Raw genomic sequence first — 16,589 nt, 5'->3', positions numbered from 1 at the left:
CTGCCTGTTCCTGGATGCGCACCAGACCCGATGGCGCGGCAATGCCGATTATGAAAACTGGACGCTGGGGCCGGTGGAGGAAAATGTGGACGCTCTGGAGGCCAAGCTTGACAGTTCTTTTCGCTCGCATGCAAATTTCCTTGATCGGCAAAAAGAGTATATACGCAATACATTCGGGTTTGCGGCGCCGGTCGATACGGCGGCCAAGGGCGCGAAATCGATTGTTGACTTTTTGAGGGTAATTGGTTGAAGACCGCCCATTCGCCGTTTCAAGATACGTCTGTGGAAGTCACATTACCGGAAATGACAAGCCTCCCGACCCCCTCCGATTCTGGTCTGCCCCGTCGTTACGGCGATTTTCCATCGTTCCCCGCGGCGCTGGATTATGCCGCGCAGGGCCATAGCGGATTCAATATCTATTCCGGCAAGGGTGTACTGCTCGAAACACTGCCCTACAGCGTGCTGCGTGAGCAGGCGATCGAGACCGGCAAACGCCTGCTGTCGCTGGGGCTGAAACCGGGTGATCGGGTGGCCATCGTGGCGGAAAGCGATGGTGATTTCGCGCGCATCTTCTTCGGTTGCCAGTATGCGGGGCTGGTGTCGGCCCCGCTGCCGCTGCCCGTGGCCTTTGGTGGCCGCGAGGGCTATGTCGGCACCCTGCGGGGCATGATCGAAGGCGCTGCGGCTTCAGCCGTGGTGATCGCCTCGATCATCTCGTCATGGACCGATGAGATCACGGCAGGCCTGAACCTGAAATTCGCGGGCACGCCGGGCGAACTGCTCGAAACCCCGATTACGGTTGAGACACTGCCCGCCATCGGACCGGATGACCTGTCCTATCTCCAGTTTTCCTCGGGCAGCACCCGCTTCCCGATGGGGATCGCGGTAACCCAGCGCTCGGGCATGGCCAACGCGCATGCCATTGCCCTGAACGGCCTGAAGGTGCGCGAGACGGGTGATCGCTGCGTGTCATGGCTGCCGCTTTACCATGATATGGGCCTGGTTGGCTTCTTCCTGACTCCCATGACCTGTCAGTTGAGCGTTGACATGCTGCCGACCCGTGAGTTCGCGCGGCGGCCGCATGTCTGGCTTGACCTGATCAGCCGCAACCGTGGCACGATTTCCTACAGCCCCTCCTTCGGTTACGAGCTCTGCGCACGACGCGCCACCTCGATCGAACTCGACCTGTCATCATGGCGGATCGCGGGGATTGGCGGGGATATGATCCGCTACCATATCCTTGAGGATTTCGGGCAGCGATTCGCGGCCTCCGGCTTCGACAGCCGGGCGTTTACCGCGAGTTACGGGATGGCCGAGGCCACGCTGGCCATCAGCTTCGCCCCGCTGGGTTCGGGCATTCGCACGGATACGATCGACCTGCGCGCACTGGAAACACGCGGCGAGGCCATTGCCGCCAACGACCCGGCACGCGCGCTGCGCACCTTTGTCATCTGTGGCGAGGTGCTGCCGCAGCATGAGCTTGAAGTACGCGACGCACAGGGCCGCGTGTTGCAGGACCGCCAGATCGGCACCATTTTCGTACGTGGCCCGAGCCTGATGCAGGGATATTTCCGCAGGCCGCAGGAAACCGCGCGCGCGCTCGATTCCGATGGATGGCTGAACACGGGTGATCTTGGTTACATGCTGGACGGGCAGATTGTCGTGACCGGCCGGGCCAAGGATCTAATCATTATCAATGGTCGCAATATCTGGCCGCAGGATCTGGAATGGTCGGCCGAAACCGAAATCAGCACCCTGCGCAGCCGCGATGTGGCCGTCTTCTCCGTTGATGAGGACGAGGGAGAAAAGATCGTGGCGCTGGTTCAGTGCCGCGCCTCCTCCCCCGAAGCGCGCGAGACGCTGAAAACGGAAACCGCCAGCCTGTTCCGTCGGCAGCATGGGGTGGATGTTTCCATTATCCTCGTGCCGCCGCATACCCTGCCGCAGACATCTTCAGGCAAGCTGACCCGCGCGCGGGCGAAAGCCATGCTGCTTTCGGGCGCATTCCAGCCGCTTGAGGCGACATCTGTCCCGGTTGTCTGACAGGATAGCGTCAGCCCGCCTTCCCGCACGGTCGGGACTGTAACGCGGGACTGGCCAAAAACCTGTTTTTCGATCATAAGACTTCCGGTTAGGGGGCGGATTGCAGCCCCACCCACGATTTATGGATCGCGGGCTGGCCATTCATGCTGATCCCCTGCTCAGGCAGGCAGGACGTGCCATAAGGATGTAGGAATGACTGAAACGGTAGCGAGCGTCTCCGCGCTGATCGTGAAGACGCTGCTGGCGAACCCCAAGGTTCCCCGTGATATCAATGGCAGCAGCAAGATCGTCGAGGATCTGGCCTTTGATTCACTGGCCGTCATGAATTTTGTCATGGAGATCGAGGATACCCTCGATGTTTCCGTGCCGCTTGACCGGCTGGCCGATATCCGCACGATTGATGATCTGGCTGCGTGTATCGTATCTCTCAAGCAGGCGTCCTGACGCGCCATGTCGATTTTTTCCAAATATGAAGCACTGTCCGCCTCGCTGGCGACCGTGACCGCCGGGGGCGGGCGCAATCCGTTCGATGTCGTTATTGAAAAGCCCATTTCCTCCACCGTCGGGCTGATCGAAGGGCGCGAGACCCTGCTTTTCGGCACCAATAACTACCTTGGCCTGAGCCAGTCCCCCGCCGCGATCGAAGCGGCCGTGGCGGCGGCACGGGCCTATGGTGTCGGCACCACGGGGTCGCGCATTGCCAATGGCACGCAGGGACTGCACCGCCAGCTGGAGGAGCGTCTTGCCGCGTTTTTCCGGCGGCGGCACTGCATGGTGTTTTCCACCGGCTACCAAGCCAACCTGGGTACGATTTCCGCCCTTGCGGGCAAGGACGACTACCTGCTGCTTGACGCGGACAGTCATGCCAGCATCTATGACGGCAGCCGTCTGGGCCATGCCCAGGTGATCCGTTTCCGCCATAATGACGCCGATGACCTGCGCAAGCGCCTGCGCCGGCTCGATGGCACGCCGGGCGCCAAGCTGGTCGTGGTCGAAGGCATCTATTCCATGATGGGCGACGTGGTTCCCATGGCGGAGTTCGCGGCGGTCAAGCGGGAAACGGGTGCGTGGCTGCTGGCGGATGAGGCCCATTCCGTCGGCGTCATGGGCGAACACGGCCGCGGCGTGGCGGAAGCCGACGGGGTGGAAGACGATGTGGACTTTGTCGTCGGCACCTTTTCCAAAAGCCTTGGCACGGTTGGTGGCTACTGTGTTTCCAACCATGCCGGGCTGGACCTGATCCGTCTGTGTTCGCGCCCCTATATGTTTACCGCGTCGCTCCCGCCGGAAGTCATTGCCGCGACCATGGCGGCGCTGGAGGAAATGGAGCGCCAGCCTGAACTGCGTGTGCGGTTGATGGACAATGCGCGCAGGCTGCATGCGGGCCTTCAGGCCGCCGGGCTGCGTACGGGGCCACAGGCCAGCCCGGTTGTTTCCGTCGTGCTTGATGATATCCCGGTTGCCGTGGCGTTCTGGAACCGGCTGCTGGATCTGGGGGTTTACGTCAACCTCAGCCTTCCGCCCGCAACACCTGACCAGCACCCGCTGCTGCGCACCTCCGTCATGGCGACGCATACCCCCGAACAGATCGACCGCGCTGTCGAGATATTCGCGGTTGTCGCGGCGGAAATGGGAATCAACCGCGCCGCCTGAACAGACCGGCCTGTCTCAGCTTCCATAACAGATAGGGCAGGCAGATCAGCGGGTGCCGTTCGGAAAATGGCCCCAGCGGCAGTTCGATGCCGGAATGCCGCCGGATTTTCCATGCGATATAGCGCGCGCCGCCTTCAAAGGTGAAGGCGGCCTTGAACAGGCGGCTTACGTTCAGAACCCGTCCCAGCCGCCCGCGCAACCACCATCCGTCCTGTAGGGCGCGGCGACGCGTGGGGGACAGATGGGGGGTCAGGATCGTGCCGTCACGGTCGAATGCAAGTCCTTCCGCTGTCCATATGTCAGGCAGCAGGGTTCTGTAGCGTGCTTCCGCCCCACCCAGCAGGGTCCGGGGCCTGCGTCCATTTTCCACCCGCAGTTCCGCGCCATAGGTATGGGCGAACAGGGCAAGCCAGAATTCATCCGCCGTGCCCCGCTCCGGCCCCAGTGCGGCGGCCCACCGGCCGGCCTGCGCCACCGCGCGGATGATACAGGCGAGGATGGCGTCCGCCGCGCCCGGATCCCGCACCCACACAAGCCGCACGGGCTGGCAGAAACGCGCCCACACGGTGGTATCGAGCGTTGCCTGCCCCGTCATGCGCCGGAACTGGGCAATGGACAGGATGGCCACCTTGGCGCGCATGACCTGCCCGCCTGCCGCGATCTCATGATATTCCACATTGGGGGGCAGAAGGCGGTTGGCTTCACGCGCCAGGTAACCGGCGTTCCAGTCCTCCAGCCGCTCGACAATGACATAGAAATCCAGAACGCCTTCAGGATCGGGTTCGCGCAGGACGGAGCCGTAAAAAAGCACCCCCATGGGGCGCGCCTTGCCAATCATCCGCATCACGAACTCGGTCACCGATGGCGCGACCGGCTGGATCAGGTCATCGGCCAGCAGATGGGCGACGCGCCCTGCGGCGGCAAGGCGGAGCGGGCTGGAATGCGGCATGCTGACCCTTCCTCAGGCCTGTATGAAGTCGATGGGCGCGGTCGATGACAGGGTGATCCGTCCACTTGCGCCGGGCGAGAGAACTTCCCCATCCAGCACGAAATCAGATGTCAGCGCCATTTCGATACGCGCCTCGCATCCGCTGTGGTAATCGGGATTGCGGCGCAACCAGCCGGGATGCCGCCCCCGCAGCAGCGCCAGCGCCGCCGCGACCAGGCGTGACGGCCGGGCCGCCACATGCAGGTAATTGACGACATCATCACGCGCGCCATGCTCGGTCCAGAACGGCCAGATCCCGTAGGGCAGGTGCTGAAGCGTGGTGGACAGGAACAAAAAGCAGTTTCCCTGCCGTGCCGTCCCCCCGGCCCGCACCCCTATGGGGTCGCCCATCATCCATTCCTGACGGGAGCGCCGGGTCAGCAGATGCGCGACCGAGGACAGGAACGAAACAATAACAGCCGTTTCATGCGCATAGTGGTTCAGGATCGCGGGCTGATGGGCCAGTTCGATCCCGCGCGTGAATGCCGCCGCCCCGTGGAACATACCCACGACCGGCGCGCGTCCATCCCCTTCTGGCCATTCGACAACCAGCCCGCTCCGCCTGCGCACATTGCGCCGGAGCATACCGGACGCGGCAAGGTGCTGGAGATGCTCGAGCGCCGTGATCCCGCGCATGCCAAACCCCACATCGCCCGCGATCAGGTTGGTGTTGCCCGATGGCAGGATGGCGAGGGCAGGCAGCCTGTCGGGGGCATAATGGCGATGGACCGCCGTCATGACATCACTGACGGTTCCATCCCCCCCGTCAATCGCAATGCAGTCCATCTGGCGGGCGGCCAGTTGCGCGATATGGGTATCCAGACGGGCACGATCAGCGGGTTCGATGAAATTCTCACCCAGATGGCTGCGGGCTGTCCGGGCGTACAGGCTCCCATCCTTCACATTCCGCCGGCTGCGCGGGTTGTAAACAAGCGCAAAACGTCCGGTCACTGATTATCCCATCCCTGTCTGAAATTTGACGTACAGGCCATAAGCAACCATCTGCCTTCTATTGCAAGGCACGAAACGATGGACCACCCCGATGGGCAGGCAGGCATAACACCGCATGCCCCGTCCATGCCGGGTATGAGGCAAGGGAAGACGCCAGCTTGAGCACGACCACAATCGCCCATCTTTCAGACCCTCACCTGCCTACCGAAATGGTCCCCCCCCGCCTGGGGGAACAACTGAACAAACGCATGTTCAGCCATCTTTCATGGAAAAGGCGCCGCCGTTTCATACACCGGCCGGAAATTCTGGCCCGCGTGATGGCCGACATCCGCGCCAGTTCCGTCGACATGATCGCCGTGACCGGGGATCTGACCAACATGGGCCTGCCGGGAGAATGCCGGCAGGCGCGGCGCTGGCTGGAACAGATGCCGGCGCCGTGTACAGTCATACCCGGAAATCATGACACCCTTGTTCAGGACAACTGGCATGATACGGTCGGCCTGTGGTCGCCATGGATGGGGCCCCTGCCCTTTCCCTTCGTCCGCCGGGTGGGAAACGTGGCGCTGATCGGTGTCAGTTCCGGTGTGCCTGTCCCCTGGTTCCTGGCGACAGGCAGGGTGGGCGCGCGCCAGTTGCAGCGCCTGCGCACCATCCTGCGCGAGACGGCGCGACAGGGGCTGTGCCGGATCGTCATGATCCACCACCCACCTGTGGCGGGTCTTACGCCGTTACGTAAGGCGCTGACGGATATAAATGATTTTTCCGCCTGCATTGCGCAGGAAGGGGCCGAGATGGTGCTGCACGGCCATATCCACCTGTCCACCATATCCTCCCTGCCCGGGCCGGATGGGGCCGTGCCCGTGCTTGGCATTGCCTCCGCCTCCGCACGATCACGTGATCCGCTGCGCGCGGCGGCCTGGAATCGCATTACCGTGGCCCCGGGCGGGGCTGGCTTCACGCTTGGCGTTACAAGACGTTTCTTTCCAACAGATCAGGACGGCGACACAACGCAGGAAACTATTTTTGAACAGACCCCTCCATCCAGCCATTTTTCGGGTATAAGCACGCCCACATGAGCCGTATGTCTTTTCAGCACGGGATAATGGGAAAACTGCTCCCCAGCACAATGGATCGCTATCTTCTGCGTCAGGTTGTGCCGCCGTTTTCCATTGCGCTTGGCGTCGTCATGGCGGCACTGCTGCTGGAACGGCTGCTGGTGCTGTTCGACATACTGGCCGCCAATGGCAGTTCGATGAAGACGTTCTTCGGCCTGCTCAGCGACCTGATCCCGCATTACCTGGGTCTGGCATTGCCCGCGGCCATGTGCGTCAGCGTGTTTTCCGTCGTCCGCCGCATGAGCGCGAACCATGAAATCGACGCGCTGACGGCAAGCGGGGTTTCGATCTTTCGCATCTGCCAGCCCTTCGTGCTGACCGGCGCGATATTCAGCCTGCTGGCATTCTCGCTGTACGGGTTTATCCAGCCTTACGCGCGCTACGATTACCGTGCGGCCTTCTATTTCGCCAGCCATGCCGGATGGGCGCCACACCTGCAATCCAAGATGTTCGCCGCATCGGACAACATCCTGCTCACGGCGGAAAACGTGGACCATGCCGGTTCAAGGATGTGGCACGTCTTCATCCGTGACAATACGGACAAGGCGCATGTCCGCTTCATTTCCGCGCAGAAGGGGTATCTCTATAACCCCGCCGATGGCTCGAACATACGCCTTGACCTGATGGACGGCACGATCATAACCGACAGCCAGGACAAGCCCCCCAGCATTACCGGCTTCACCCGCACCACCCAGTTGATCTCACCCAACCACAAGATCGATGATGAGGCCTACCGCAATCGCGGCGAAACCGAACGCGAACTGACGGTGCCGGAGCTGTACGCGGGCATACGCCACGGGTACAAGGGGCTGAGCCATTCGTACATGCTGGCCGAACTCCATTTCCGTCTGGCGCGGACCATCGCCATCCCCTTCATTCCCATCCTGGCCTGCGCCCTGGCGGGGGTGCGCAAGCGCCAGCGCGGCAACCCGGGGCTGGCCATCGCCGCCATTACGCTGGTCGGCTTCGACCATACGCTCCAGATGGGCCTGAGCTTCGTCGCCAACATGCATATGTCCCCGCTGCTGGTCATCTGGCTGCCCACCGCCGGGTTCGCGCTCATCTGCGTGGGCATGCTGATCCGGCAGGCGGGGGGGCTGCGCACGCTCCTGATCCGTGGCCCGGCCCTGCCGCCGCGTGAACTTTCGGCCGATGGCCTGCCGCGCCACGTTGCGCAAGGCCCGGCATGAAGCACAGGCTCCGCATGGCCTGCGGCACGGTGCTGATCGGGTACCTGTCGCGCGAACTTCTGGGCAAGGTGTTCACCACGACCGCCATCGTGGTGGCGCTCATGGAAATCCTGGCCCTGCTGGAGCAGGTCACGGAAATCATGCACCGCCATCTGGGGCTGTCGGGCGTGCTGTATTACGCGGTGATGCACCTGCCGCTGCTGTTCGGCAACGCCATGCCGATCGCTGTTCTGATCGGCTCGCTGCTGACGCTGCTGCAGCTTACCACGTCGAATGAAATCTCGATCATGCGCGCGGCCGGCCTGTCCACGCCGGGGCTGATCAAGCTGTTCCTGCCCACCATACTCGCGCTGGGCGTGCTGAGCGGAATCGTGGATGATCAGGTCACGCCCCGCAGCGAACTCGCCCTGGCGCAATGGTGGAACCGCACGTCCCCCAATGCCGGGGATACATGGCGCAATTACTGGATCCGTTCGCGTGACGACCTGATCAACATCAACTATCTGGATAGTGGCGGCACGCACATGAAAAACGTGACCGTCTACCACCGTGACCGGCAGTCCCTGCTGCAGAAGGTCACGACACTGGCTGATATGCACTACGTGCATGGGCATTGGTATGGCACGCCATCGCGCATCCTGAGCGTGATCAGCCCGACGCGCGTTGACCTGCTGGACGTCCCGCCGGGCCAGGTCGTGCGGGTGGACTGGCCCGCGTCCCTCACCCCCGGCTACATCATGCAGCTTACGGTCAGCTTCACCCAGTCGATCGGCACCATGCTTGATGAACAGCGGGGCACGCTTGCCTCCAGCCAGTCCCCGTCCTTTTTCCTGACGGAAATACTGGGACGCATCATGTTACCCGTGACATTTACGGTTATGCTGTTACTGGCGGTGCCAGTGGTCTATATCCCCCCCCGTGCCGGTGCGCGTAGCTGGCTTCCGATATGGTGTCTGGGCGCGGGTCTGCTATTTGTGGTGTTCCAGGGACTTCTGCGCGCCCTGGGCAATGCGGGAACCTTGCCCTCTCTTATGGCAATATGCGTCGGGATTCTGATTTTCATCCTTGGCGTCATTACCGTGCTACTGAGGATCGAAGAGCGATGATTACGAACACCCTGAAGAACAGTTCCATCCGTACGGGCCGAAGCTTCGACCTGGGCAAGATGAACCTTCGTCAGCTCTGGATTGCCTATCTGACCTACCCCACCATCATGCTGTATTTCGCCCTCGCCATCATCAGTTATGCGATCATGGTGTATGCCCATACCTCACTGCTTCCGGTCGCGATCAGCATAGTGGCGGTCATGCTCGTCTACCCACTGGTATGGTACGGGATTCATCGCTTCATCCTGCATGGCCGGTTTCTCTACCGCATGAAATGGAGCGCATCGCTGTGGAAGCGCATCCACTTCGACCATCATCAGGACCCCCACCTGCTGGACGTGCTGTTCGGCTCCCCCGCCAACACCGTTCCCACCATCGCCATCGTGACCGTGCCCATCGGCTACGCCATCGGCAACCTTGCCGGGGCCGCCGCCGCCTTTGGCGCGGGGCTGACCATTACCTGCATCTATGAATTCTTTCACTGCATCCAGCACCTGAACTACAAGCCCCGCATGAGCTGGATCCAGCGCATGAAGCAGCGCCACGTCCTGCACCATTTCCATAACGAGAACGGCAATTACGGCATCACCAGCTTCGTGGCCGACCGGCTGTTCGGCAGCTATTATGTCGATGCCCGCAGCTTCCCGCGCAGCCCGAGCGTGTTCAACCTCGGCTACGACGTAAAGGAAGCACAGCAGTACCCCTGGGTCATGGAAGAAACCGGCGCCCCGCCGCGTGACCGGCCCGATGGGGCGAATGTCACCCGCAACGCGGCGTGAACGGGACAATGGGGCTGAACGTACTCATACTGGCAGGCAGCCGGCCCGGCCGCGCCGACCCGATGGCCCAGGCGGCAGGGCTGTCGCACAAGGCCGCCCTTCCGGTGTGCGGCATCCCCATGATCAGCCGCGTCATAAAGGCGCTGCAGGCGGTAAAAACCATCGGTCGGATCGCCATATGCATTGAAAAGCCCGAAGTACTTGACGGGCTCGTGCCGGATGACGTCACCTTCATCGCGCCCGCGGCAGGCCCCAGCGCCAGTGTGCTGAAGGCGCTGGATACGCTGGGCACGCCGCTGCTGGTCACGACCGCCGACCATGCCCTGCTTGAACCGCAATGGGTCAGCGCCTTCGTGCAGGCGGCACAGGACAGCGGGTGCGACGTGGCGGCGGGCATCGCGATGGAGCCGGACATCCTGCGCGATGTGCCGGGCACCCGCCGCACCATGATCCGGCTGGCGGATGGCGCCTTTTCGGGCTGCAACATGTTCCTGTTCCGCACGCCTGCCGCCCAGGGCGTGATCCGGCTGTGGCAGAAGCTGGAGGCCGAGCGCAAGAACCCGCTCAGGATGGCGCGTATCCTGGGCCTTGGCATCCTGCTGCGCTTTGTGCTGCGGCGCCTGACCCGCGCGGATGTCTGCCGCCGCATCGGCCGTCTGTCCGGTGCGCGCGTCGCCCTGATTCCCCTGCCCTTCGGCCGCGCCGCCGTGGATGTGGACAAGCCAGCCGATCTGGAACTCGTGACGCGCCTTCTGTCCACCGCGCCGGCAGGCTGACCGGCCCCGCCCCCACCTGATGTCCCGTCCTTCCGCGCCGCAGGTCCAGGCCGCCATCCGCACCGGCGCAAGCCAGATGTGCAGGCTGCATGGATGGGCCGTGCTTCATGAATTCACCCTGCCCGACCGCAGACGGGCGGACATCATGGCCCTGACGCCCGCGGGGCATCTCATCTGCATCGAGATCAAGTCGGGCCTGCCGGATTTCCGCGCCGATCATAAATGGCGGGATTACCTGCCCTGGTGCGACCAGATGTATTTCGCGGTCAGTCAGGATTTCCCTTCCGATATCCTGCCTGAAGGCACCGGCCTGATCGTGGCGGCGACGGGTCATGGCGTGGATGGCATGACCACATGCCTGGACTGTGCCATTATCCGCCACCCACCCCACACGCCTCTTGCCCCGGCCCGCAGGCGACGGCTGATGCTCCAGTTCGCGATGCAGGCCGCCGCGCGCCTGAACCGGATCGAGATGCCGCAGGTGGAACACGCGGTGAAAACGGCGCTACGCGTGGAATAGATTTTAAGACAGGAAAGGTTAGCTAGATGACACAGGCCATTCTGAGCCGTTTTGAAGCCGCACGCTCGGTCGTGCGCGACGCCGCCGCCATGGCCATGAAAATGCGCCCCGCCCCCGGTGGCCCCAAGGGCACCCAGAAAAGCGCGCAGGACTGGCTGACGGAAACCGATGGCGCGGTCGAGTCCTTCATTTCAGAGCGAATCGGCGCCCTGTTCCCGGAAGATGGCTTTCAGGGCGAGGAAGAAGGCCGCACCCGCACGGGCGCCCTGCGCTGGGTGGTGGACCCGATTGACGGCACATCCAATTACGCGCGCGGCCGCAACCGCTGGTGCATCTCGCTTGGCCTGATGGAGGGCGACACCCCCGTTGCCGGCATTATCGAGGCCCCGGCCCTGGGTGAGACCTATACGGCGGTGCGCGGGCACGGGGCTTTCCTCAATGGCCAGCGCATCCATGCCTCGCCGGTGACGGATACCGCCTCCTCCCTGATTGAAATGGGATGGAGCAACCGCGTGCCGCCCGGCGTGTTCCAGGAAAAGATCGACGCCATCCTGAACCTGGGCGCCATGCCGCGTTCGGGCGGTTCGGGCGCCATCGCGCTGGCCGAAGTCGCCTGCGGGCGGCAGGATGGCTATCTGGAAATCCGCATCAACCTGTGGGACGTGGCGGCTGCCCTCGTACTGCTTGAGGAAGCCGGGGCGCGCGTGTCTCCCTTCCTGCGCGACGGGGGCCTTACGGACGGAATCAGCATTCTCGCCGCCGCCCCCGGCATTGCCGATGCGCTGTCGGATGCGGTGGGGGTATCCTTTTAATTATCCGGGCGGCAGGACGCTGAACGGGCTTGCCTAACCGGCCATGATTCAGCCATGAAAACGGGCCACTCCAACGCACGGACCGTTTTGGTGGATCCGCCGCTACGAATCGGAAAGGGAGGATGGGTTTGCACAAGTTTCATCTCATCAGGACATCACTCGCCGCTCTGGCCCTGATGATGCCGCTGCATGCCGCCCTGGCGGCAAGCATGGAGGAAGAACAGAATCTGGTTGACCGCGCGACCCTGACCGTCCGGGACATGTTCTCCACCGCGACGGCGGACAGCCGGATCACCCATTATCTGGCCGATGCCCGTGGCGCGATTGTCTGCCCCTCGGTCTTTCGCATGTCGATCGCCTTTGGCGGCGGTGGTGGCGGTTGTGTATTCCTGACCCGTGACGCCCATGGTTCCTGGTCCGACCCGGCGTTCTACCGCATGAGTTCGGCCAATTTCGGCCTTCAGCTTGGCATGCAGGATGTGGAGGTCATGCTGTTCGTCATGACCGACCAGGGCGTGCAGTCACTGCTGGACAGCCAGTTCAAGCTCAGCGCCGATATCGGCACGTCCTTCGCCTCGTCCGGTTCCGGGCTGGAACGGGGCACGGCGGGCGAGCACAACACCAGCATTCTTGGTGTGCAGAAATCCAAGGGGCTGTTTGCGGGGGCGGCCCTTGGCGGCTCCAAGATGCGGGTGAACAGCGCCGCCAACCGCGCCTATTACAACCAGATTGTCGGCCCGGAGGATATTGTCATCTCCATGCGGGTCAATAATTCCGGTGCGGACCCGCTGCGCGCCGCCCTGTCGGAAGTGCTGGCCACGGCCCAGAGCCGCCCGGGCAGGAACGGCCAGGCAGCAACCACGACGACCGCCCCCGCCACGCAGGCGCAGCCCATGACCCCGGCCCCCACCGGCACGGTCACGAGCCAGAGCCTGCCGCCCCAGTAAGTCCCGTCTGACGGAACGGGTCGCTATCTGGGCGGTGCTTCCTGCGCGTGCTTCGCGGCCCTGAAGACCGAGACATGGCGGTTATGATCATCCAGAGAGGATGCAAAGTCATGGCCGCCATGGCCATTCGCCACGAAATAAAGCTGGTCGCCCTGCGCCGGGTGTGCTGCCGCATAAAGGGACGCCATACCCGGTGAGCAGATCGGCCCCGGCGGCAGGGCCGCGATAAGATAGGTATTATAGGGTGTGGGCTGCGCAAGATCGGCGCGCGACAGGGCATGGCCAAGCGGCCCCTCCCCCTTGTTCAGCCCATACACCACGGTCGGGTCGGACTGAAGCCGCATCCCGTGATGGAGACGGTTAAGGAACACGCGCGCGACCAGGGGGCGCTCATCCGCAAGTGCTGTTTCGCGTTCGATCATCGAGGCCAGAACCAGCAGGTTATGCCGGTCCACTATGGCGGAATCAACTTCGCGCCCCTGCCATATCTGATCTAGCGCACGGTCCATGCCATGCTGCATGCGAAGCAGTATCTGCGCACGCGGCATGCCCCATTCGTAATCATAGGTCAGGGGCATGACCGATCCCTCCGCCGGGAAGGGGAAGCTGCCGTCCATATATGGCGCACGCTCCAGAAGGGTCGCGATCTGGATGGCGGACAGCCCCTCCGGCACGGTCAGCCGATGCACGACCGGCTTGCCATGCCGCAGCACCAGCAGCACCTGACGGATGGAGGCATGGGCGGGAAAGACCAGTTCGGCGGCATGGAACGACCCGTCAACACGGGTCAGGGCCGTCGCCACCATGAACACTTTTTGCGTCAGCAGGCCGCGATCAAGCACTTCGGCCTGCTGCAAGGTGGCGAAGACCTGCGCCACGCCGCCATGGGGAATGACAACCGTGCGCTGTTCGGCCAGAAGACCGGGGGCGTCGTACTGCCGCACCCCCACAAAAGCAATGCCCAGACCTGACAGGACCAGCAGCAGGAATACCAGCCCCAGGGCCGTCAGAACCCTGCGCACCCCGTCTCCTTACGTATTTTCAAAAGGAGGTGCCCGCAGGCACCACCATTTACACGCCGCGCAGGATCACGCTGGCGTTGGTGCCGCCAAAGCCGAAGCTGTTGGACAGGATCGTGTCGATCCTGCGCTCCTGCGCCGTATGGGCAATGCGGTCGATCACGCTTTCACGTGATGGATTGTCCAGATTGAGCGTGGGCGGGGCGACGTTGTCGCGAATGGCGAGGATGGAATAAATCGCCTCGATCGCGCCCGCCGCGCCAAGCAGATGCCCGGTCGCGGATTTGGTGGAGGACATGGCCAGCCCGCGCGCGTCATCACCGAACAGGCGTTCGACCGCTTCCAGCTCAAGGTCATCCGCCATGGTGGAGGTGCCATGGGCGTTGACATACTGGATGTCCGCCGTGGTCAGACCCGCGCTGCGCAGGGCGTTCTGCATGGCGCGATACGCACCTTCATGCCCCGGCGCGGGTGCGGTGATGTGATGGGCGTCACCCGACATGCCGTAGCCGATCACCTCGGCATAGATCTTGGCGCCACGGGCCTTGGCGTGTTCGTATTCCTCCAGCACCACGATGCCGGAGCCTTCACCCATCACGAAGCCGTCGCGATCCCTGTCCCATGGACGGGACGCCTTTTCCGGCGTGTCGTTGAAATGGGTGGAAAGAGCCTTGGCGGAGCAGAACCCGGCGATACCCAGCGGGCAGACCGCGGCCTCGGCCCCACCGGCGACCATAACCTCCGCATCGCCCAGCATGATCATGCGCGCGGCGTCGCCAATGGCGTGCACGCCCGTGGCGCAGGCCGTGACGACCGAATGGTTCGGCCCCTTGAAACCGTATTTGATGGAGACATGCCCGGATACGAGATTGATCAGGGCGGACGGGATGAAGAAAGGCGACAGGCGGCGGGCCCGGCCTTCCTTTACCGTCACGGATGCCTCGTAAATTGTCTGGAGGCCGCCGATACCCGCACCGATCATGACGCCGGTGCGGCAGCGATCTTCCTCCGATTCCGGCTTCCAGCCCGAATCCTCGACCGCTTCGGTCGCCGCCACGAGACCAAGATGGATAAAGCGGTCCATCTTTTTCTGGTCCTTGACCGGCACCCAGTCCGAAAGGGTCAGGCCGCCACTTCCCGTCGGCCCTTCGGGCACTTCGCCCGCGACCTGTGCCGGCAGGTCGGACGCATCGAACGCGGAAATACGGCCGAAGCCATTTTCCCCGGCCACGAGACGTGACCAGTTACGCTCAACACCCAGTCCGAGAGGGCTGACCATGCCCATACCGGTTACGACAACGCGCCGCTGTCCAGACGTCAATCCGGTAGACTGCATCAACCCGTCCTGCTCCCTGAAAGTAACGATACCTGACTGAATTCGTATAAAAACGTGATCGGCTGAAGGCCGATCAGGCCGCTTTCTGCTTCTCGATATAGTCGATCGCGTCCTTCACGGTCGTGATCTTCTCGGCGGCGTCCTCAGGGATTTCGACGCTGAAAGCTTCCTCGAAAGCCATGACCAGTTCAACCGTGTCCAGGCTGTCCGCGCCCAGGTCGTCGATGAAAGACGCATCCGGGGTGACCTTGCTTTCGTCCACACCAAGGTGCTCGACTACGATCTTCTTAACCTTATCGGCGATTTCGCTCATCTGTCTCTGCTTCCTGTCTGCCCCTGAAAGAACGGGCGGTTCGAAACGTGTTCGTCGTGTAACGTCCCTGCGCACCGGCGTTGCACACCGGCCTGCTTCGGACGAAGCTGCGGGCGATTAGCACGGTTTTGATGCCATCGCCAAGGCAGCGATTGCATTTCGTGTCCGTTCGCCCCGAATTTAAGGGGACAGCCGGGCTGTCAGGCCTATCTTTTTTGTCACTTCCGGCCTGCTGTCCAGCAAAATATCACATCCGTCAGGGCATCGCCATGCCGCCATTGACGTGCAGGGTGGCGCCCGTGACCCACGCCGCCTCATCGGATGCGAGATAAACCACGGCGGGGGCGATATCGCCCGGCTGGCCCATGCGGCCAAGCGGGATGGCGCCGATCAGCTTTTCCTTCTGCGCATCAGGCAGGACGTCGGTCATGGCGGTCTGGATGAAGCCGGGGGCGACGGTGTTCACGGTCACGCCGCGCGCGCCCGCTTCCTGCGCCAGGGACTTGCCCATCCCGATCATGCCGGCCTTGGCGGCGGCGTAATTGGCCTGCCCGGCATTGCCCGTCACCCCCACGACGGAGGCGATGTTGACGATCCGCCCCGCCCTGCGGCGCAGCATGCCCTTGAGCACGGCGCGACACAGGCGGAAGGGTGCCGCCAGATCGACGTCCAGCACGCGGTTCCAGTCGTCGTCCTTCATCCGAATCGCAAGCGTGTCGCGCGTCAGCCCCGCATTGTTGACCAGAATGGCCAGCGGCGCGCCCGCCTTTTCCTCCGCGCTGGCGACCAGCACATCGGCGGCGGCGGCATCGGACAGGTCGGCGGGGCAGACATGCAGCCGCTCGGCCCCGCCCTGCGCGCCCACGCTGGCCGCGACTTCCTCCAGCACTGCCAGCCGGGTGCCCGACAGCACCACCGTCGCCCCCTGCGCATGGAGCGCGCGGACAATCTCGCGCCCGATTCCGCCCGACGCGCCGGTAACCAGCGCAATTTTTCCGTCCAGTCTGAACATGAACCGTCCGTCCCTTTCAGCTATCCATC

At 63.1% G+C, this 16,589-nt stretch carries 18 protein-coding genes (1 of these 18 cut by a window edge); 12 read left to right on the top strand and 6 right to left on the bottom strand.

The window, feature by feature from the left end:
- The 4 genes from LDL28_RS00285 to spt all read left to right on the top strand — a co-directional run.
- Positions 1–250: the 3' portion of a CDP-glycerol glycerophosphotransferase family protein gene (locus LDL28_RS00285; RefSeq protein ID WP_233056680.1), read on the top strand. Its footprint begins 884 nt before the window's first position; only the last 250 of its 1,134 coding nucleotides appear in the window; its start codon lies off the left edge, out of view; it ends in the stop codon at positions 248–250.
- 53 nt (positions 251–303) lie between these two features.
- Positions 304–2,043: a fatty acyl-AMP ligase gene (locus tag LDL28_RS00280; RefSeq protein WP_233056679.1), complete on the top strand. Its 1,740-nt coding sequence runs from the start codon at positions 304–306 to the stop codon at positions 2,041–2,043.
- A 192-nt stretch (positions 2,044–2,235) separates the two neighbouring features.
- Complete coding sequence (locus LDL28_RS00275; protein WP_025812499.1) at positions 2,236–2,487, top strand: acyl carrier protein; 252 nt, start codon at positions 2,236–2,238, stop codon at positions 2,485–2,487.
- A 6-nt stretch (positions 2,488–2,493) separates the two neighbouring features.
- Positions 2,494–3,696, top strand: coding sequence for a serine palmitoyltransferase (gene spt / locus LDL28_RS00270; RefSeq protein WP_233056678.1), 1,203 nt, complete (start codon positions 2,494–2,496; stop codon positions 3,694–3,696).
- Here spt and LDL28_RS00265 read toward each other — a convergent pair.
- Complete coding sequence (locus LDL28_RS00265) at positions 3,680–4,645, bottom strand: hypothetical protein (protein ID WP_233056677.1); 966 nt, start codon at positions 4,643–4,645, stop codon at positions 3,680–3,682. The two genes, spt and LDL28_RS00265, sit on opposite strands and share 17 nt — an antisense overlap.
- A 12-nt stretch (positions 4,646–4,657) precedes the next feature.
- Positions 4,658–5,635 (bottom strand): acylglycerol kinase family protein, encoded by a 978-nt coding sequence (locus tag LDL28_RS00260; RefSeq protein ID WP_233056676.1) that lies wholly within the window; start codon positions 5,633–5,635, stop codon positions 4,658–4,660.
- Between the two features lie 158 nt (positions 5,636–5,793).
- On the opposite strand from LDL28_RS00260, the gene LDL28_RS00255 reads away from it, so the two are divergent.
- The 8 genes from LDL28_RS00255 (at position 5,794) to LDL28_RS00220 (ending at position 12,880) form a co-directional block, all read left to right on the top strand.
- Positions 5,794–6,711, top strand: coding sequence for a metallophosphoesterase (locus tag LDL28_RS00255; protein ID WP_233056675.1), 918 nt, complete (start codon positions 5,794–5,796; stop codon positions 6,709–6,711).
- A 50-nt stretch (positions 6,712–6,761) separates the two neighbouring features.
- On the top strand, positions 6,762–7,940 hold the full coding sequence (locus tag LDL28_RS00250) for an LptF/LptG family permease (RefSeq protein WP_233056674.1): 1,179 nt from the start codon (positions 6,762–6,764) through the stop codon (positions 7,938–7,940).
- Positions 7,937–9,046, top strand: a complete 1,110-nt coding sequence (locus LDL28_RS00245; RefSeq protein WP_233056673.1) for an LptF/LptG family permease — start codon at positions 7,937–7,939, stop codon at positions 9,044–9,046. The genes LDL28_RS00250 and LDL28_RS00245 overlap by 4 nt, the downstream gene beginning before the upstream one ends.
- Positions 9,043–9,825: a sterol desaturase family protein gene (locus LDL28_RS00240; protein WP_233056672.1), complete on the top strand. Its 783-nt coding sequence runs from the start codon at positions 9,043–9,045 to the stop codon at positions 9,823–9,825. The genes LDL28_RS00245 and LDL28_RS00240 overlap by 4 nt, the downstream gene beginning before the upstream one ends.
- Positions 9,826–9,833: 8 nt before the next feature.
- Positions 9,834–10,601, top strand: coding sequence for a nucleotidyltransferase family protein (locus tag LDL28_RS00235; RefSeq protein ID WP_233059138.1), 768 nt, complete (start codon positions 9,834–9,836; stop codon positions 10,599–10,601).
- 19 nt (positions 10,602–10,620) lie between these two features.
- On the top strand, positions 10,621–11,121 hold the full coding sequence (locus tag LDL28_RS00230) for an MmcB family DNA repair protein (protein WP_233056671.1): 501 nt from the start codon (positions 10,621–10,623) through the stop codon (positions 11,119–11,121).
- A gap of 26 nt (positions 11,122–11,147) precedes the next feature.
- Positions 11,148–11,933: an inositol monophosphatase family protein gene (locus tag LDL28_RS00225; protein ID WP_233056670.1), complete on the top strand. Its 786-nt coding sequence runs from the start codon at positions 11,148–11,150 to the stop codon at positions 11,931–11,933.
- Between the two features lie 122 nt (positions 11,934–12,055).
- Complete coding sequence (locus LDL28_RS00220) at positions 12,056–12,880, top strand: lipid-binding SYLF domain-containing protein (protein WP_233056669.1); 825 nt, start codon at positions 12,056–12,058, stop codon at positions 12,878–12,880.
- Between the two features lie 23 nt (positions 12,881–12,903).
- Here the strand turns inward: LDL28_RS00220 and mltG are convergent, their stop codons facing one another.
- From mltG to fabG, 4 genes are all read right to left on the bottom strand, one after another.
- Positions 12,904–13,902, bottom strand: a complete 999-nt coding sequence (gene mltG, locus LDL28_RS00215; RefSeq protein WP_233056668.1) for an endolytic transglycosylase MltG — start codon at positions 13,900–13,902, stop codon at positions 12,904–12,906.
- Between the two features lie 49 nt (positions 13,903–13,951).
- Positions 13,952–15,235, bottom strand: coding sequence for a beta-ketoacyl-ACP synthase II (fabF, locus tag LDL28_RS00210; RefSeq protein ID WP_255663154.1), 1,284 nt, complete (start codon positions 15,233–15,235; stop codon positions 13,952–13,954).
- 73 nt (positions 15,236–15,308) lie between these two features.
- Positions 15,309–15,548: an acyl carrier protein gene (locus tag LDL28_RS00205; RefSeq protein ID WP_003618476.1), complete on the bottom strand. Its 240-nt coding sequence runs from the start codon at positions 15,546–15,548 to the stop codon at positions 15,309–15,311.
- A gap of 256 nt (positions 15,549–15,804) precedes the next feature.
- On the bottom strand, positions 15,805–16,560 hold the full coding sequence (gene fabG / locus LDL28_RS00200; RefSeq protein WP_233056667.1) for a 3-oxoacyl-[acyl-carrier-protein] reductase: 756 nt from the start codon (positions 16,558–16,560) through the stop codon (positions 15,805–15,807).
- Between the last annotated feature and the right edge of the window lie 29 nt (positions 16,561–16,589).

Source organism: Komagataeibacter sp. FNDCR2, assembly GCF_021295395.1.
Taxonomy (GTDB): domain Bacteria; phylum Pseudomonadota; class Alphaproteobacteria; order Acetobacterales; family Acetobacteraceae; genus Komagataeibacter.
Note: the sequence above shows the minus strand (reverse complement) of the source record. Positions and strands in the feature narration are given on the sequence as shown.